This window comes from Curtobacterium sp. RIT-PI-V, from assembly GCF_025642935.1.
Lineage (GTDB): Bacteria > Actinomycetota > Actinomycetes > Actinomycetales > Microbacteriaceae > Curtobacterium.
The window spans coordinates 45,380-61,099 of the sequence record NZ_JANZKM010000011.1 but is presented as its reverse complement, the minus strand read 5'-3'; the positions used below and the strand labels follow the sequence as shown (position 1 = coordinate 61,099).

The following is a 15,720-nucleotide window of genomic DNA, read 5'->3' as shown; positions in this document are numbered from 1 at the left end:
CACGACGAAGTGGAGACACTGATGCAACGACGACGCATCATCGCCGGACTCGCGGCAGCAGCTGCCGCGGCCCTCGTGCTCACCGGCTGTTCCTCCGGCAGCAGTGCCGGTGGAAGCCAGTCGAAGGACGCCCTGACCTGGTCCATGTGGATCGCCGGGAAGGAGGACAAGGCCGCCTGGCAGAAGGTCGCCGACACCGTGAAGAGCGAGGACGGCATCACCCTGACGATCCAGGGTGCGCCGTTCGAGAACTACTTCACGAAGCTCAGCACGCAGTTGAGCGCGGGCGGCGCCCAGTGCGTCGTGAGCATGCAGTCCCTCCGCGCCGCGAACTACACGTCGTCGCTGCTGCCGCTCGACGACCTCGCGAAGCAGGACGGCACCGACCTGTCCGCGTTCGACAGCACCGCGCTCGACGGCATGAAGGTCGACGGGAAGCTCTACGGCCTGCCCTACGACACCGGCCCCATCATGATGTTCTACAACAAGGACGTCTTCGAGCAGGCCGGCGTGGCCGAGCCGAAGCCCGGCTGGACCGTCGACGACTTCGAGGCGGCCGGGGCCGCGCTGAAGGCCAAGGGCGTCACGATGTTCGGCTCGACGGTCAGTGACCTCAACCTCGAGTCGCTGGTCTACGGCTACAACGGTGGTCGGGTGATCACCTCCGGCGGCAAGCTCGACGCCTCGAACGCGAAGTTCGCGGACGGCCTCGACTGGCTCGCGTCGCTGGTGAAGAAGGGATACGCCACGCAGGCGTCCTCCGACTCCTCGACGCCGGGCAATGACTTCGCCGCCGGCAAGGTCGCGATGTACACCGACGGTCCGTGGTCGCTCATCAGCCAGAAGGCCAAGGTGCAGTTCGACCTCGGGGTCACGACGCTCCCCGCGGGGACGTCCGGTCCGTCGACCTTCGCCGCCGGCTCCGGCTTCGGTGTCTCGAAGCAGTGCAAGTACCCGGAGCAGGCGTTCAAGGCCGTCCAGACGATGACCAGCGAGAAGGTCCTGACGTCGCTCGCCGAAGCCGGACGAGCCTTCCCCGGCCGCACCGCTGCCCAGTCGGCGTGGTACTCGAGCGCCGGCATCGACGGCGCCGAGGCTGCGCTCAAGGCGGGACTCGCGAAGTCCTCGCCGCTCCTCGGGAACAAGCAGAGCGACCAGCTCTCCCAGCTGTTCACGCAGTACGCGCTGCAGGCGGTGAACGGGCAGACCTCCGGCAAGGAGACGATGTCCTCCATCGCCGGCCAGCTCGGCACGCAGTGACCAGCTGAACCAATGAGCGGACTGGAGGCCCGTTGCGGCCCCGCCACGGGCCTCCAGTCCGATCCATCCCCTGTTCAGGACCGCGCGAACGACGAGGAGGTCGTCGCATGACCACCATCCAGGACCCACCGGCCGAAGCGGCCGTCCCCGCGGTCGCGACCGCGGTCGCGGTCGGGACCGCCACCCCACGGCGGAAGGACGGCGAGGACACGAGCGCGCTCGGACGCCGCTCCTGGTGGGGCGCCGCCTTCGCCGCCCCGCACTCGATCGGCCTCGTCGTCTTCACCGCGTTCCCGATCGTCGCGTCCCTCGTCGTGAGCTTCATGAACTGGCCGATGCTCGGCGAACGCAGCTGGGCCGGCATCGAGAACTACGCCCGGCTCTTCGGCGACCCGGTGTTCCGCACCGTCGCGCTCAACACGGCGCTGTTCGTGGTGCTCTACGTGCCGCTCAACCTCGTCGTGTCACTCGGGCTCGCCGCCTGGCTGACACCGCGGATCGCCGGCCGGCACGTCTTCCGCGTCCTGTTCTTCATCCCGACCATCACGCCGATCGTCGCGAACGTCGTGGTGTGGCGGATGCTGTACCAGCCCGGTGGCGCGATCGACGCGTCCCTGCAGTCCACCGTCGGCGTGCACGCGCCGAACTTCCTGGCCGACGAGCACTGGGCGATGCTCGCCATCGTCGCGATGAGCGTGTGGCAGGGCTTCGGCTACAACATGCTGATCTTCTCGGCGGCGCTCGACGCCGTGCCGGAGAACCAGATCGAGGCCTCGCAGCTCGACGGCGCGAACGCCTGGCAGACCTTCTGGGCCATCAAGTTCCCGCTCATCTCGCCGTCGGTCTTCTTCGCGACGATGATGACGCTGATCACCTCGTTCCAGGTGTTCGTCCAACCGTTCGTCCTCACCAAGGGCGGGCCGGGCACCGCGACGGAGACCCTCGTGCAGTACATCTACAACACCGGCTTCCAGAACCAGCAGCTCGGTCTGGCCTCGGCCGGCGCCTGGGTGCTGTTCGTCATCATCCTCGGGATCACGGCCGTCCAGTTCCTCGGGCAGAAGCGGTGGGTGCACTATGAGTGAAGCGGTCCGCGGGCACGTCGGTGCCACCACGTCGAACCGGACGGTCAACCCCCGTGCCGTCGCCAGGACGAAGTCCGCGCCACGACCGGGGCGGGTCCGGCACGCGATCGGGTACGCCCTGCTCTGCCTCGTCACACTCCTGTTCGTCTCGCCGCTCATCTACATGGTCGCGACGAGCCTCAAGCCCGCCGACCAGGTGTTCACCACCCCGCCGACGCTCTGGGGCCGCTCGCTCGAGTGGGACAACTACGTGCAGGCGTTCACCTACCTGCCGTTCGCGCGGTTCATCCTCAACGGTGTGTTCGTCGCGGCGGTCGGGACGGCCATCAACGTCGCCGTGGCCGTGCTCTCCGGGTACGCGTTCTCGCGACTGCGCTGGCGCGGCCGGAACACGGTGTTCCTGCTGTTCCTCGTCACGCTGATGATCCCGCAGGACGTCCTCGTCATCCCGATGTACGTGATGATGCAGGGCTTCGGCTGGGTCGACACGTTCCAGGCGCTCATCATCCCGTGGGCGTTCACGGCGCTCGGCGCGTTCCTGGTGCGGCAGTTCTTCCTGACCGTGCCGCAGGAGCTCGACGACGCTGCCCGGGTCGACGGAGCCGGCGCGATCCGGACCTTCTTCTCGGTGATGCTCCCGCTCGCCCGACCGACCATGGCCGTCCTCGCGGTGTTCTCGTTCATCTCGTACTGGAACTCGTTCCTCTGGCCGCTCGTCGTCGTCAACGACGTCGAGGCCCACGGCACGATCCCGCTCGGCCTGCAGCAGTTCTTCGGCCAGCAGGGCTCCGAGTGGAACCTCGTGATGGCGGCGTCGGTGATCTCGATGCTGCCCACCGTGATCCTGCTCGTCCTGCTGCAGAAGCACCTCGTCAAGGGCATCGTCACCAGCGGCCTCGGCGGCCGGTGACACCCCTCCCCCCTCTGAAAGGAACACTGGCCTCATGACCATCACCGCACCTGCAGAGCCGCAGACCGCGACCGACGCGAGCGGCCTGCCCGCCTGGTTCACCCACGACCGGTTCGGCATGTTCATCCACTGGGGGCTCTACGCCCTGCCGGCACGGCACGAATGGGTGAAGAACCGCGAACGGATCACCGACGCCGACTACCAGAAGTACTTCGACCACTTCGACCCCGACCTGTTCGACGCCGCCGACTGGGCCCGCCGTGCTCGCGAAGCCGGCATGAAGTACGTCGTGCTCACCACGAAGCACCACGAGGGCTTCTGCCTCTGGGACAGCAAGCTCACCGACTACAAGTCCACGAACACCCCGTTCGGCCGCGACATCGTGCGCGAGTTCGTCGACGCCGTCCGGGCCGAGGGGCTGCGGGTCGGCTTCTACCACTCGCTCATCGACTGGCACCACCCGGACTTCACCATCGACGGCGTGCACCCGCGGCGGGACGACGGGGACGCTGCGATCGCCGCACTGAACGAGGGCCGGGACATGGCTCGGTACCGTTCGTACCTCCACGGCCAGGTGGAGGAGCTGCTCACCGACTACGGGCGGATCGACTACCTGTTCTACGACTTCTCCTACCGCGACAACGACCACGAGGACATCTGGGGCGGCAAGGGCCGCGACGACTGGGGGTCCGAGGAGCTGCTCGAGCTGACCCGACGGCTCCAGCCCGGCATCATCGTCAACGACCGCCTCGACCTGCCCGGCGACATCGTCACACCCGAGCAGTACCAGCCCGACAAGCCGATGGAGGTCGACGGCGCCCAGGTGCCGTGGGAGGCCTGCCAGACGCTCAACGGGTCGTGGGGCTACGACCGCGACAACGTGAACCTCAAGCCCGTCGACCTGCTCGTCCGCATGCTCGTCGACGGCGTCTCGAACAACGGGAACATGCTGCTCAACATCGGCCCCACCGGCCGCGGCGAGTTCGACGGGGTCTCGCGCCGGACCCTCGACGGCATCGGGACGTGGATGCACCAGCACGCCCGCTCCGTCTACGGCGCCGGACCGTCGTCGTTCGTCGCGCCGCACAACACCGTGTACACGCAGAACGGCAACCGCCTGTACCTGCACCTGTTCGCGTGGCCGTTCGAGCACGTGCACCTGCCCGACCTGGCCGGACGCGTCGCCTACGCCCAGCTGCTCAACGACGCGTCGGAGCTGCACTTCCGCGAGATCCCGCCGGGGACCCGTGCGCAGAACACCGAGCTCGGCGGGCAGCCGGCGGGGACGCTGACGCTCACGCTGCCGATCGTGCGACCCGACGTCGCCGTGCCGGTGGTCGAACTGTTCCTGCGCGACTGATGCAGCGCATCCTGTCGAGGACCCGGCTGCGGGCGGGGAACGAGGCCGTGTACGACGCCGTGCACGCCTCGATCCCGCCCGCGCTCGCGGCCCGGCTTCGCGATGCCGGGGTGCACGACTGGACGGTGTGGCGGGACGGGCAGGACCTGGTCCACCTGATCGAGGTCGAGGACTACCGCGCGATGCGCCGGGCGCTCGCTGACGACCCGGTCAACGCGGAGTGGCAGGAGACCATCAACCCGCTGCTCGAGGCCGACGACGACTACTCGGGGAACGACGACGGCGTGCCGCGGGTCTGGTCCCTGGCGGACCAGGTGGACGCATGACGGACCTCGACCTCGACCTCGACCGCGGCCCGTTCTGGTTCGGCGGCGCCGGCATCGGCAACCTGCTGCGCCCGGTCTCCGACCACGACGCCCGTGCCACCGTCGACGCTGCCTGGGACGCCGGCGTGCGCGGGTTCGACACCGCACCGCACTACGGCCTCGGCCTGTCCGAACGACGGCTCGGGGCGGCGCTCGCCGACCGCCCGCGCGACTCGTTCCTGGTGTCGACGAAGGTCGGGCGGTTGCTCGTCCCCGGGCGTGGCGACGGGGACGACTTGGCCTCTGGCGGGTTCGCGGTGCCGAACGACACCGTGCGGCAGTGGGACCCCTCGCCGTCGGGCGTGCGGCGGTCGTTGGACGAGTCGCTCGACCGGCTCGGACTCGACCACGTCGACGTCGCGTACCTGCACGACCCCGACGTGTACTCGCTCGAGGACGGCCTGACGCAGGCGCTGCCGACGCTCGCCGAGCTGCGGGACGAGGGTGTCGTCCGGGCTGTCGGCGTCGGGTCGAACTCGGTCGAGGCCCTCGACGCGGCGGTGTCCACCGGGCTCTGCGACGTGGTCATGCTCGCGGGGCGGTACACGCTCCTGGAGCAGCCGGCGGCGGACCTCGTCGACCGGTGCGCCTCGCTCGGCGTCGCGGTCGTCGCGGTCGGTGTCTACAACTCGGGACTACTCGGGCAGGACCGGCCGGACGCCACGGCGACGTACGATTACGCCACGGCTCCGGCGGCCCTCGTCGCCCGGGCGAACGCGATCGCCGACGTCTGCGAGCGGCACGGGGTCACCCTGCCCGAGGCGGCGTTGGCGTTCCCGCGCCGTGCTGCTGCGGTCGCCGCGATCGCCCTCGGTGCGCAGTCCGCCGAGCAGGTGCGCTCCAACGTCGAGCGGGCGGCGGCCGTCGTCCCGGAGTCCCTGTGGGAGGACCTGCGCGCCGCGGGCCTGCTCGGCGCCTGAGCCCCGCACGACCGAAGTCACCCCGAACCGCACGGATGCGCGGTTCGGGGTGACTTCGGTTGTGCGCCGGGTCGTGCCCGGCGGGGTGCTGGTGCCTAGCGGGTCTTGGCGCTGCGACCCGAGAAGCGGATGTAGATGATCAGCACGATGATGGCGCCGATGATCGAACCGATGATGCCGGCCGGCTGGAAGAAGCCGTCCATCGGGTCGTGCTGGAAGATCAGGAACCCGAGGAACCCGCCCACGAACGAGCCGATGATGCCCAGCAGGATGGTCATGGGGATCGAGATGTGCTGCTTGCCGGGGACGACGAGCCGGGCGATGGCGCCGGCGATGAGTCCGACGATGATCAAGCTGATGATGAGACCGAGCACGGTTTCCTCCTCGTGGGTGCGGTTGCCGCGGCATGGTTGCCGGAGTCAGGGCCGACGCCCGACACAACACCCACCCACCTGCAAGCGTTCTCGGTTTCAGTCGAGGGAGCGCCGCAACCAGCGCTCGACGCCCTCGACGTGCGACACCACGAGCGCCTGCACGAGCTGCGGGTCCCGGCGTCGGATGGCGTCCACGATGGCGGCGTGCTCGTCGAGGGTGCGCTGCACCGAGCCGTTCTGCGTCAGGCCGCGCCACACCCGCACCCGCACGGTCTTGCTCGACAGGGCGTCGAGCAGCCCGGACAGGTACTGGTTGCCGCCGATGCCCGCGATCGTCGAGTGGAACAGCAGGTCGTGCGCCACCAGGTCCTCGACGCCGGTGTCCTCGCCGACGGACTGCATCAGCGTGGCGAGCTCGTCGATCTGCTGCTCCGAGGCCCGCGCGGTGGCCAGGACGGCGGACGCGGGCTCGAGGATGCGGCGGACCTCGAGCAGGTCGACGAGGGACCGGTCGTGGTGCATGTCGACGACGAACGACACGGCCTCGAGCAGGACGCCGGGTTCCAGCGACGTGACGTAGGTGCCGTCGCCGCGGCGGACGTCGAGCACGCGGATGAGCTCGAGGGCCTTCACCGCTTCACGCAGGCTGTTCCGGGACAGGCCGAGCGACTCGCTCAGTTCCTTCTCGGGCGGGAGGCGCTGCCCGGGTTGGAGCTCACCGCTCACGATCATCTGCTGGATGCGTGCGATCGCATCGTCGGTCAGCGACGCCACGTCATCACCTCCTGATCCCGGCCCGCTCGCGGACGCGAGCCGACAGGTCGACGATAGCCGGGCCTCCCGGTCGTCACGGGCCGACCATCAGGCGGGCCGCAGCCGGAGGGCCTGCATCCCGCCGTCGACGGCCAGGTCGACGCCCGTCGTCGACCGGGCGAGCGGGCTCGTCAGGTAGGCGACCGCCTCGGCGACCTCCTCCGCCTGCACGAGCCGGCCGTGCGGTTGCCGGGCCTCGAGCGCTGCGCGTTCGGCGGCCGGGTCGCCCGCGGTGGACAGCAGCCGCGCGACCCACGGGGTGTCGGCCGTGCCGGGGTTGACGGCGTTGACGCGGATGCCCTCGCGGATGTGGTCGGCGGCCATCGCGCGGGTCAGCGCGGCGATCGCACCCTTGGTCGCCGAGTAGAGCGCCCGCTGGGGCAGCCCTGCGGTGGCGGCGATCGAGCAGGTGTTCACGATGCTCGCGTTGCCCGACGCTCGCAGGTGGGGGAGCGCTGCACGCGACAGCCGGACAGCGCCGAGGACGTTGACCTCGTACACGCGGCGCCACTCGTCGTCGTCGTTGTCCTCGACCGTGCCCTGCGCGCCGATGCCGGCGTTGTTGACCAGGACGTCGAGGCCGCCGAGCTGCTCGACGGCGGTGGCGACGGCGGTGCGGACCGAGGCGTCGTCGCTGACGTCGCACGTGACCGAGAGGAACCCCTCGACGGTCGACGGCTGGAGGTCGAGCACGGCGACCGTCGCTCCGCGGTCCTGCAGGGCGGCGGCGATCGCTGCGCCGATGCCGGACGCGCCGCCGGTGACGATCGCCCGGACGCCGTCGTGGCTGCCGGCGCTGCCGGCGCGGCCGGAGCCGGTGCTGCCGGTGCTGCCGGTGCTGCCGGTTGCGTCCGCCATCAGGCTGCTCCGACCGTCTGGCGCTGCGAGCCGAGCCCGTCAGCGGTGAGCTCGACGACGTCGCCGGGCTGCAGGTAGGGCGCGTGTCCGGCCAGCGCGACGCCCGCCGGGGTCCCCGTGCTGATGACGTCGCCGGGGTACAGCACCATGAACTGCGACAGGTACCGGACGATCTCCACAGGCCGGAAGATCATGTCGGCGGTGGTGCCGTCCTGGCGGACCTCGCCGTTGACGGTCAGTCGGAGCGCGAGTGCCGCAGGGTCGAGGCCGGCGGCGGCGAGCGACCCGGGTGTCACCAGCCACGGCCCGAGCGGGTTGAAGGTCTCGCAGGACTTGCCCTTGTCCCACTGTCCACCGTGCTCGAGCTGGAACTCGCGCTCGGACACGTCGTTCGCGATGGCGTAGCCGGCGATGGAGGCCTCGGCGTCCGCATCGGTCTCGCAGTACCGAGCCGTGCGGCCGATGACGATCGCGAGCTCGATCTCCCAGTCGGTCTTCGTGCTGTTCCGGGGGATCAGGACCTCGTCGTCGGGGCCGATCACCGTCATCGGGTCCTTCATGAACACGATCGGTTCGGTGGGGATGTCGGCGCCGGTCTCGGCGGCGTGGTCGCGGTAGTTCAGGCCGATGCACACGACCTTGCCGGGGCGTGCGATCGGCGCTCCGCGCCGCATGCCGTCGGCCCGGTCGCGGCCGATGATCGTCAGGTCGCCGGCGCTGCGCGCGTGGTCGACGCGGCCGACCGGGTCCGAGGCCAGGAAGGCCCCGCTGATGTCACTGGTGATCGAGCGGAGGTCGAAGACCTCGCCGTCGATGTCGATGGCCACGGGGATCTCGCTCCCCACCGGGCCGAGTCGTGCGAACTGCATCGTTCCTCGCTCTCCGGCTGCGCCAGTGCAGCCAGAAACATCCTATGTCTGCGTGGTCATCGGGACAAGGTAGATGCGCTCCGCGGTGCCGCTGAAGACGGCCTCGTGCTCGGTCGTCGACAGGTCGGCGAGTGCGCCCGTCGTCCGCTGCGCGACGTCGGCGTACCCGGTCGCCAGGGTCGACACCGGCCAGTCCGAGCCGAACAGCGACCGCTCGGGACCGAACTGCTCCACGAGCTCGCGGACGTACCGGTCGACCGGGCGGTCGCGCCAGTCCGGGCCAGCCTCGGTGAACAGGCCGGAGACCTTGCACGTGACGTTCGGGCGTGCGGCGAGGTCGGTCATCCGTCCGCGCCAGGCCGCCGCCGACTCGGCATCGTCGTGCGCGATGTCCGGCTTGCCGGCGTGGTCCAGCACGAACGATGCCTCGGGGACGGCGTCGACCAGGGCCAGCGAAGCGGCGTGCTCCCGCGCTCGGACGAGGACGTCGAACACCAGGCCGGCACCAGCGAGGGCGCGCACCCCGCGGGCGACGTCCGGGCGGGCGAGCCAGCCCGGATCCGGTTCGTCCTGCGCCTGGTGCCGGATGCCCGCCAGACGCTGCCCGCCCGGCAGCGCACGGACGGCGGCGATCCGGTCGGCCACGTCCGGCGCGGTGAGGTCCACCCAGCCGACGACGCCCGCGACCGGTTCGGGCTGTTCGAGCAGCCAGGCGGTCTCGCCGGGATCGTGCACGGCCTGCACGACGATCGTCCGCGTCACGCCGGTGTCCCGCGTCGCCGCTCGGAGGTCGTCCACGTCGAACCGGCGGCGGATCGGGGCGACGGAGTCGTCCATCCAGGGGTACGGCCGGTCGGCGGGGTCCCAGAGGTGGTGGTGAGCGTCGATGATCACGCCCTCATGATGCCCGATTCATCCGATGTCCGCCCGGCGCGCAGGTGCAGCGTTCCCCCGAGACTCGGGGTGGGCGACAGAACTCGGGCTCGGAGCCCCGAGACGAGTCGCTCAGCCCGAGTCTCGGGGCGAGCTGCCCGAGTCTCGGGCCGAGCCGCAGCTCAGACGGCGCCGGAGGCCTCGAGCTCGGCGCGCAGCTCGGCGTCCGACGGCTCGACGAAGTGCTTGCCGTTCGGCAGCACCACGACGGGGATGTTCTTCCGCCCGCTGATCGCCTCGGCTCGGTCGGCCGCCGACAGGTCCTGCTCGACGTCGACGTACTCGTAGTCGACGCCGAGGGTGTCGAGCAGCGCCTTGGACCGGCGGCAGTCGCGGCACCAGTCCGCACCGAACATCGTCACCTTGTCGAACACTCCGGTCGTGGATGCATCGCTCATGCCCAGAGAGTACGTCGGCGGACCCCCGCGCATTCCCTACGATTGGGGCATGCCGCCAGGACCCGACCCCGAGACGCGATCCTGGGCGTCGGCAGCACTCCGACGCTTCGCCTCGGTCACGAACCTGCTCGTCGCAGCCCGCCGGTTCCGCATCGTCGGTGGCGACCCCCGCGACACCGCGGCACTGCACGGGCTGCTCACCGGACTCGGTGCCCGTCCGGCCGCGGAGCACGAGCCGATCGACCAGCTCTGGTGCCTCGGTTCCCCCGACGACTCCACCCCCGTCATCGAGCGCGAGGCGGACCGCCCCCGCGGCGCCACGCTCATCGTGATCGACGCCGGCCGGCACCTGCCCGCCGTCGACGAGGACGCCTTCGGCCCCGTCGTCACCGCCCGCCCCGGCGTGCTCGGCGTCCCGATGCTCTCCGACGACGTCTTCCTCGTCTCCACCGGCCGCGACCCCGAGGACGACCCGGCCGCCGACGCCCGGCTGCGCTGGGCGCGACGCTCGATGCCCGTCTCGCGCGCGGTCGCCGCCGAACTCCGCGACGGCGGACTGCTCCGCGGCACCCGCATCGGCGTCGCGATGTTCCTCGAGCCGAAGACGGCGGTGCTGAGCCTGCTCCTCCGCGACGCTGGTGCCGAGGTCGTCGTCTACGCGCACGCCGACGAGACCGACGACGCCGTGGCCGCGTCGCTCCGAGCGGCGGGTCTGACTGTGCACGCGAGCAGCACGGCGTCGCTACCGGAGCAGAAGGCGCTCGCCCTCGCGATGCTCGACACCCGGCCGCACATCCTGCTCGACGACGGTTCGCACGTCATCCGACTCGCCCACCAGGAGCGTCCGGACCTGCTGCCGACGATGCTCGGCGCGGCCGAGGAGACCACGAGCGGCCTCCGACCCCTGCGCGTGATGGCGTCGCGGGGCGAGCTCGGCATCCCCGTGGTCGCCGTCAACGACGCCCGCACCAAGACGTTCTTCGACAACCGGTACGGCACCGGGCAGTCGACGGTGTTCGCGGCGCTCGACCTGGTCGACGGGCTCCCGTCCGGCACGCACCGAGTGATCCCGGGAGGCGCGGCGGTCGTCGCCGGGTTCGGGCACGTCGGCGAAGGGGTCGCGCTGGTGCTGTCCGCCCTCGGTCTCCGGGTCACGGTCGCCGAGACGGATCCCGTGCGCGCCCTGCAGGCGCTGTTCGCCGGCCACGCCGTCGCGCCGCTCGCCGAGGCGGTGCAGGACGCCGACCTCGTGGTGAGCGCCACCGGGGTCGCCGACACCATCGACCTGCGGGTGCTGCGCTCGTGCGCGGACGGGGCCGTCGTCGCCGTCGCGGGCGGGGTCGACCACGAGGTCGCGCTCGACGACGCCCGCGCCGCCGGAGCCGAACTGCGGCCAGTGGGCCCGAAGGCCGAACGCCTCGTGTTCCCCGACGCCGAGGGCGGACCGATCGTGCTCGACCGCGGCGGCTGCATCAACATCACCGCGGCCGAGGGCAACCCGATCGAGATCATGGACCTGTCCTTCGCCGCGCAGCTCGGGGCCGTCCGCATGCTGCTCGAACGGGGCGACGAACTCGAGCGAGCCGTCGTGCCCATCGACCCCGCGGTCGACGACGCGACCGCCCGCGTGGCGCTCGCCGCGTTCGGAGCGCGCCCCGTTCCTCCCGGCCTTCCAGCCGAACACCCTGCGGACCGCGAGCCGGACGTCCGGACTCGCCGTTTCGGAGACCCCGCATGAGCGCCGCGCCCCCGAGCGCCGCGCACCCGCGTGCCGACCACTCCGTCGTCGTGCACTCGGCGCGCGTCGTCGTGCCGATGACCGCGCCCCCGATCGCCGACGGCGCCGTCGCCGTGCAGGACGGCCGCATCCTGCACGTCGGCGACCGGTCGTGGGTCGTCGACCAGCTCGCCGGCTCGGGTGCGACGTTCACCGAACGGCAGTGGCGAGGGGCCCTCCTGCCGGGCCTCGTCAACGCGCACTCGCACCTGCAGTACACCGGCATGGCCAGTGTCGGACGCCGCCAGTACGACGGATTCGAGGACTGGGCGGCCGCGTTCAACGAGGACTACGCCGAACCCCACGACTGGCGGGCCGAGGCTGCGGCCGGTGCCGAGGCGTCGATCCTCGCCGGCGTGACGAGCATCGCGGACATCGTCACCGACATCGAGGCCTCCACCGCGCTCGAGACGTACGGGCTCGGCGGCATCGCCTACTGGGAGGTGATGGACTGGGAGAACGACGCCTGGCAGACCCACGGCCGCGACCAGGTGCTCGACGAACTCGCCCGGATCCCGACCACCCCCGGCGCCGGGCTGTCACCGCACGCGCCGTACTCGCTCGACGTCGCGCCCCTGCTCGAGCTCCCCGACATCGTCCGGCAGCGCGGACTCCGGCTGCACCTGCACCTGGGCGAGGCCGCCTTCGAGGGTGAGCGCATCGCCCTGGGGCCGGTCCCCGGACTCGACGGCGTCGACGGCGTCGGCCACGGCAACGACTGGCACCTGGCGAACGTGCCCTCGTTCCGGGCGCTGCGAGCCCTGGGCTTCGGCGCGAGTGCCACCGCGTTCGTCGACCGGCTCGGGGTACTCGGCCCGGACTGCCACATCGCGCACGGCGTCTACATGACCGCTGCCGACCGGGCTCTCCTGCGAGCTCGCGGCACCGCGGTCGCACTGTGCCCGCGGTCGAACGCCGTCATCGGCCTCGATCCGCCACCGGTCGCCGACTACCTGCGCGAGGGCAGCCCGATCGCCATCGGCACCGACTCGCTGTCGTCGTCGCCGTCCCTCGACCTGATGGCCGACGTCACCGCCCTCCACCGGATCGCCCGCGCCCAGGGGTACGGCCACCGCGACCTGCACGAGCGGCTCCTGTCAGCGGCGACCCTCGGTGGTGCCCACGCCATGGGCCTCGCCGTCGGGCCGGACCGCATCGGTCACCTCGCCGTGGGGGCCCGCGCCGACCTGGCCGTCTTCGATGTCGACGCCCGGACCGTGCCCGACGCACTCGCCGAGCTCGTCGAGGACGGTGCCGGGCGTGCGTCCGCGACCGTCATCCGTGGGGTCGTCCGCGCCGTCGACGGAGCACTGACCGGCGTGCCCACGTCATCGCCCGACCGCCCTGCCCGCCCTGTCATCCCTGTGGAGGAATCATGACCGAGACCGCACCCCGCCCCGGCATGGCCGCCCGTCGCACCGTCGACGGCGAACTGATCGAGTGGCTCGACGTGCCGAAGCGTGCCATCGCCCTCGGCATGGAACCGCACCCCGAGGGCGGTTGGTACGTCCGCACCTGGACCTCGCCGGCCACGGTGACGACACCCGCGGGGGACCGACCCGCCGCGACCCTGATCCACTTCCTGCTGCCCCCGGGCGAGGCCTCGGCCTGGCACCGGGTGACGAGCGACGAGATCTGGATGTGGCACGGGCCGGACACCGTCGAGCTCGAACTCGGCGGCTCCGGCGATGCTCCCGAGCCCGGTGCGCGGATCACCCTCGGGCCCGACGCCGGACGCGATCGGGTGAACGACGCGCAGGCGTTCGTGCGCGGTGGCGTGTGGCAGCGGACGATCCCGAACGACGGCGAGGTGCTGCTGAGTTGCCTGGTGTCACCGGGCTTCTCGTTCGAGGACTTCACGATGGCCGACTGACCTACCACTTCCGTGACCGCGGCGTCGAGTGGTGAGGGGTGGTCAGCGGATTGCTGCGTTGTCCCAGATGTTGCGCACGAAGCCAGCAACACGTGGAAGCAACGGGCCGGCCATGAGGGCTGTGGTTGCGAGCAGCGTTGCCGCCTGCAGGGCCAGGAACAACTCGAGCCACAGCGGCACGAACCCGCCCACCGCCCACGACACCGCCAGGATCGCCGTGAGCGACGACCCCACGCGCAGCACCTTCATCGGAGATCTGCTCCATGTGACGAGCGCGGAGGCCGCGAACGCTAGCGGCACGAGCACGTGCAACGCGGTCGACAGCGGGAGCCACAGATCGGTGCCGAGAGCCGGCGACTGTGTCACGACGAACCCCGCCACGGATGCGGCGGCGACGCCGGGTGCGAGATCATGTCCACGCACTGCGAACACCATGCAGGCCGATCCACCGAGCAAGGCCAACGCGACGAAGAACGCCGTCGCGCCGAAGCCGAACAGGTGGGAGCCACCGAAGCCGAGCAGGTTGTCGACGGACAGGACGGTGCTGCTGAGTGATGCGATCGTTCCGGTGGTCGCGACCGCGGTGCGCTCCGAAGCAGGCCTGGACGTGCTCGTCACGGGCTTCCCTCGACTGGACTCACGGTGGCGGCCACCTTCTCGTACGCGGTCGCGCACTTCGCCTTGAGGCGAGGACCGATCGGTGAGAGCGCTGCTGCCCATCGCTCCGTGTCCGGGACCTTGCGGATGCGGTCCCTGCCGAGGCTGTCGACTGCTCTGTGCACTTCGGCAGTGACGGCTGGGAACAACCTGTCGTACTGGGCCGCTGTCTCGTTGCGCTCATCCGGATTGTTCACGTATCGTTCTCCCTCGCTCGCGACGAACTGCGTGCAGGTGGTGAGGTACTCCTGCTCCGCTGTCAGCTTCGTGGGGGACCCGGCATCCCTGGCGATCTTCGGCGCGTCTGGAGGAGCGTCCAACGCCGCGACGATGGCAGGTGGTCCGATCACGTACCAGTTCTCACCGCGAGCGACGGCACGTTCCCCGTTGAACGTGTCGGCCCAGTCCTCAAGCGTCTGAGGAACGGACGCGGTGTGAGCGTAGGCGCGGACGAACGTTGCATCACCACCGTTGAAGCAATCGAATCCCCGCATTGCGTCCCAGAAGGAAAGGTCATCGAGCAACGCGTCGGCGTCTTCGCACGGCACGGAATCGCGGAGCTGATCAGCGATTGACTGCATCGAAGCCACGTCGAGCGCAGGCTCGTCGGGCCCGGACGCCGGGCCGGAATGAGCCGCTCGAAGTTCGCCGGATGCGCAACCCGACAGAAGAGCTGCGGCGACGCAGCTCGAGGCGATGACCCCGAGCCCGCGTCGCCGCATGCTGTGCCGTGTCACTGCCACTGCACGCCGGCCCAGCCGACCGCGGTGAGCCCCTTCACCTTCTTGGTGCCGGCAACATTGCCCCACGGAACGGTCTTCGTCTGCCCCGAGCCACAGCCGATCGCCGTCCAGGTGGGTGCGTGCTTGGAGTTGAACCCTTTGCCCCAGATGCAGGGGTTGGTGGTACCCATGTGCTTGTACCACTTGTACGGGGCCCGCGCTGCGGCGTTCCAGCCGATCACGTTGCAGCCGTTGACGGACTGGCCCATGACCGGTAGCACCGTGAAGGCGCGGTCCTTGCAATTACCGGACTGGGTCGTGGGGCCGTCGCCGACCATCACGACCTCACTGTCGGGATCAAAGCTCCCATCGACCACGACGTGTGGCGGGATCGAGTCCGTAGGCGTTCACTGCTTGCATGCGCCGGGACGGCGGGTGCCAGCACTGAAGCCGCGACTGCGGTCGACACGAGGACAGCAGAAAATGTGTTCTTCTTGGTCATCTCTCACCCTTGAGTAGCCGGTGAAGTTTTACCGGATGAACACA

Annotated in this window: 18 protein-coding genes; 9 read left to right on the top strand and 9 right to left on the bottom strand. The window is 70.5% G+C overall.

Features of this window, described 5'->3' with window-relative positions:
- The first annotated feature begins 21 nt into the window (after positions 1-21).
- The 6 genes from OGL88_RS08895 (at position 22) to OGL88_RS08870 (ending at position 5,900) form a co-directional block, all read left to right on the top strand.
- Entirely contained in the window at positions 22-1,260 is a 1,239-nt protein-coding gene (locus OGL88_RS08895) for an ABC transporter substrate-binding protein (protein WP_263054749.1), read from the top strand.
- A gap of 107 nt (positions 1,261-1,367) precedes the next feature.
- Complete coding sequence (locus OGL88_RS08890) at positions 1,368-2,345, top strand: carbohydrate ABC transporter permease (protein WP_263054750.1); 978 nt, start codon at positions 1,368-1,370, stop codon at positions 2,343-2,345.
- Positions 2,338-3,255 (top strand): carbohydrate ABC transporter permease, encoded by a 918-nt coding sequence (locus tag OGL88_RS08885; protein ID WP_111115282.1) that lies wholly within the window; start codon positions 2,338-2,340, stop codon positions 3,253-3,255. The genes OGL88_RS08890 and OGL88_RS08885 overlap by 8 nt, the downstream gene beginning before the upstream one ends.
- A gap of 34 nt (positions 3,256-3,289) precedes the next feature.
- Entirely contained in the window at positions 3,290-4,615 is a 1,326-nt protein-coding gene (locus OGL88_RS08880) for an alpha-L-fucosidase (RefSeq protein WP_263054751.1), read from the top strand.
- The gene (locus tag OGL88_RS08875) at positions 4,615-4,941 is read left to right on the top strand and encodes an L-rhamnose mutarotase (protein WP_263054752.1); all 327 of its coding nucleotides are present in this window, start codon (positions 4,615-4,617) and stop codon (positions 4,939-4,941) included. The genes OGL88_RS08880 and OGL88_RS08875 overlap by 1 nt, the downstream gene beginning before the upstream one ends.
- Entirely contained in the window at positions 4,938-5,900 is a 963-nt protein-coding gene (locus OGL88_RS08870; protein WP_263054753.1) for an aldo/keto reductase, read from the top strand. The genes OGL88_RS08875 and OGL88_RS08870 overlap by 4 nt, the downstream gene beginning before the upstream one ends.
- Positions 5,901-5,995: 95 nt before the next feature.
- On the opposite strand, the gene OGL88_RS08865 is transcribed toward OGL88_RS08870, so the two are convergent.
- From OGL88_RS08865 to OGL88_RS08840, 6 genes are all read right to left on the bottom strand, one after another.
- Positions 5,996-6,274, bottom strand: a complete 279-nt coding sequence (locus OGL88_RS08865) for a GlsB/YeaQ/YmgE family stress response membrane protein (RefSeq protein ID WP_123936825.1) — start codon at positions 6,272-6,274, stop codon at positions 5,996-5,998.
- A gap of 96 nt (positions 6,275-6,370) precedes the next feature.
- Positions 6,371-7,048: a FadR/GntR family transcriptional regulator gene (locus OGL88_RS08860; RefSeq protein WP_111086323.1), complete on the bottom strand. Its 678-nt coding sequence runs from the start codon at positions 7,046-7,048 to the stop codon at positions 6,371-6,373.
- An 87-nt stretch (positions 7,049-7,135) separates the two neighbouring features.
- Positions 7,136-7,945, bottom strand: coding sequence for an SDR family NAD(P)-dependent oxidoreductase (locus OGL88_RS08855; RefSeq protein WP_263054754.1), 810 nt, complete (start codon positions 7,943-7,945; stop codon positions 7,136-7,138).
- Entirely contained in the window at positions 7,945-8,814 is an 870-nt protein-coding gene (locus OGL88_RS08850; protein ID WP_263054755.1) for a fumarylacetoacetate hydrolase family protein, read from the bottom strand. Before OGL88_RS08850 ends, OGL88_RS08855 begins: the two co-directional genes overlap by 1 nt.
- A gap of 42 nt (positions 8,815-8,856) precedes the next feature.
- Positions 8,857-9,708, bottom strand: coding sequence for an amidohydrolase family protein (locus tag OGL88_RS08845; protein ID WP_263054756.1), 852 nt, complete (start codon positions 9,706-9,708; stop codon positions 8,857-8,859).
- A 161-nt stretch (positions 9,709-9,869) separates the two neighbouring features.
- Entirely contained in the window at positions 9,870-10,145 is a 276-nt protein-coding gene (locus OGL88_RS08840; RefSeq protein WP_205463178.1) for a glutaredoxin family protein, read from the bottom strand.
- 49 nt (positions 10,146-10,194) lie between these two features.
- On the opposite strand from OGL88_RS08840, the gene OGL88_RS08835 reads away from it, so the two are divergent.
- Genes OGL88_RS08835 through OGL88_RS08825 form a run of 3 tightly spaced genes read left to right on the top strand, consistent with a single transcriptional unit; the run spans position 10,195 to position 13,795 of the window.
- Positions 10,195-11,883, top strand: a complete 1,689-nt coding sequence (locus tag OGL88_RS08835) for an adenosylhomocysteinase (protein WP_263091204.1) — start codon at positions 10,195-10,197, stop codon at positions 11,881-11,883.
- Positions 11,880-13,301: an amidohydrolase family protein gene (locus OGL88_RS08830; RefSeq protein WP_263054758.1), complete on the top strand. Its 1,422-nt coding sequence runs from the start codon at positions 11,880-11,882 to the stop codon at positions 13,299-13,301. The genes OGL88_RS08835 and OGL88_RS08830 overlap by 4 nt, the downstream gene beginning before the upstream one ends.
- On the top strand, positions 13,298-13,795 hold the full coding sequence (locus tag OGL88_RS08825) for a cupin domain-containing protein (RefSeq protein WP_235035774.1): 498 nt from the start codon (positions 13,298-13,300) through the stop codon (positions 13,793-13,795). Before OGL88_RS08830 ends, OGL88_RS08825 begins: the two co-directional genes overlap by 4 nt.
- A gap of 42 nt (positions 13,796-13,837) precedes the next feature.
- Here OGL88_RS08825 and OGL88_RS08820 read toward each other — a convergent pair whose 3' ends face one another.
- The 3 genes from OGL88_RS08820 to OGL88_RS08810 all read right to left on the bottom strand — a co-directional run bounded on the left by OGL88_RS08820 (position 13,838) and on the right by OGL88_RS08810 (position 15,515).
- Positions 13,838-14,413: a hypothetical protein gene (locus OGL88_RS08820; RefSeq protein ID WP_263054759.1), complete on the bottom strand. Its 576-nt coding sequence runs from the start codon at positions 14,411-14,413 to the stop codon at positions 13,838-13,840.
- The gene (locus OGL88_RS08815) at positions 14,410-15,042 is read right to left on the bottom strand and encodes a hypothetical protein (RefSeq protein ID WP_263091203.1); all 633 of its coding nucleotides are present in this window, start codon (positions 15,040-15,042) and stop codon (positions 14,410-14,412) included. Before OGL88_RS08815 ends, OGL88_RS08820 begins: the two co-directional genes overlap by 4 nt.
- A gap of 143 nt (positions 15,043-15,185) precedes the next feature.
- Entirely contained in the window at positions 15,186-15,515 is a 330-nt protein-coding gene (locus OGL88_RS08810) for a hypothetical protein (protein WP_263091202.1), read from the bottom strand.
- Positions 15,516-15,720: the final 205 nt, after the last annotated feature.

Bases quoted from the DNA above. Each gene is read 5' to 3' on its own strand.
- OGL88_RS08870 (WP_263054753.1), top strand. From the start codon at position 4,938: ATGACGGACCTCGACCTCGACCTCGACCGCGGCCCGTTCTGGTTCGGC.
- OGL88_RS08875 (WP_263054752.1), top strand. From the start codon at position 4,615: ATGCAGCGCATCCTGTCGAGGACCCGGCTGCGGGCGGGGAACGAGGCC.
- OGL88_RS08850 (WP_263054755.1), bottom strand. From the start codon at position 8,814: ATGCAGTTCGCACGACTCGGCCCGGTGGGGAGCGAGATCCCCGTGGCC.
- OGL88_RS08880 (WP_263054751.1), top strand. From the start codon at position 3,290: ATGACCATCACCGCACCTGCAGAGCCGCAGACCGCGACCGACGCGAGC.
- OGL88_RS08830 (WP_263054758.1), top strand. From the start codon at position 11,880: ATGAGCGCCGCGCCCCCGAGCGCCGCGCACCCGCGTGCCGACCACTCC.
- OGL88_RS08835 (WP_263091204.1), top strand. From the start codon at position 10,195: ATGCCGCCAGGACCCGACCCCGAGACGCGATCCTGGGCGTCGGCAGCA.
- OGL88_RS08840 (WP_205463178.1), bottom strand. From the start codon at position 10,145: ATGAGCGATGCATCCACGACCGGAGTGTTCGACAAGGTGACGATGTTC.
- OGL88_RS08855 (WP_263054754.1), bottom strand. From the start codon at position 7,945: ATGGCGGACGCAACCGGCAGCACCGGCAGCACCGGCAGCACCGGCTCC.
- OGL88_RS08895 (WP_263054749.1), top strand. From the start codon at position 22: ATGCAACGACGACGCATCATCGCCGGACTCGCGGCAGCAGCTGCCGCG.
- OGL88_RS08890 (WP_263054750.1), top strand. From the start codon at position 1,368: ATGACCACCATCCAGGACCCACCGGCCGAAGCGGCCGTCCCCGCGGTC.
- OGL88_RS08885 (WP_111115282.1), top strand. From the start codon at position 2,338: ATGAGTGAAGCGGTCCGCGGGCACGTCGGTGCCACCACGTCGAACCGG.
- OGL88_RS08825 (WP_235035774.1), top strand. From the start codon at position 13,298: ATGACCGAGACCGCACCCCGCCCCGGCATGGCCGCCCGTCGCACCGTC.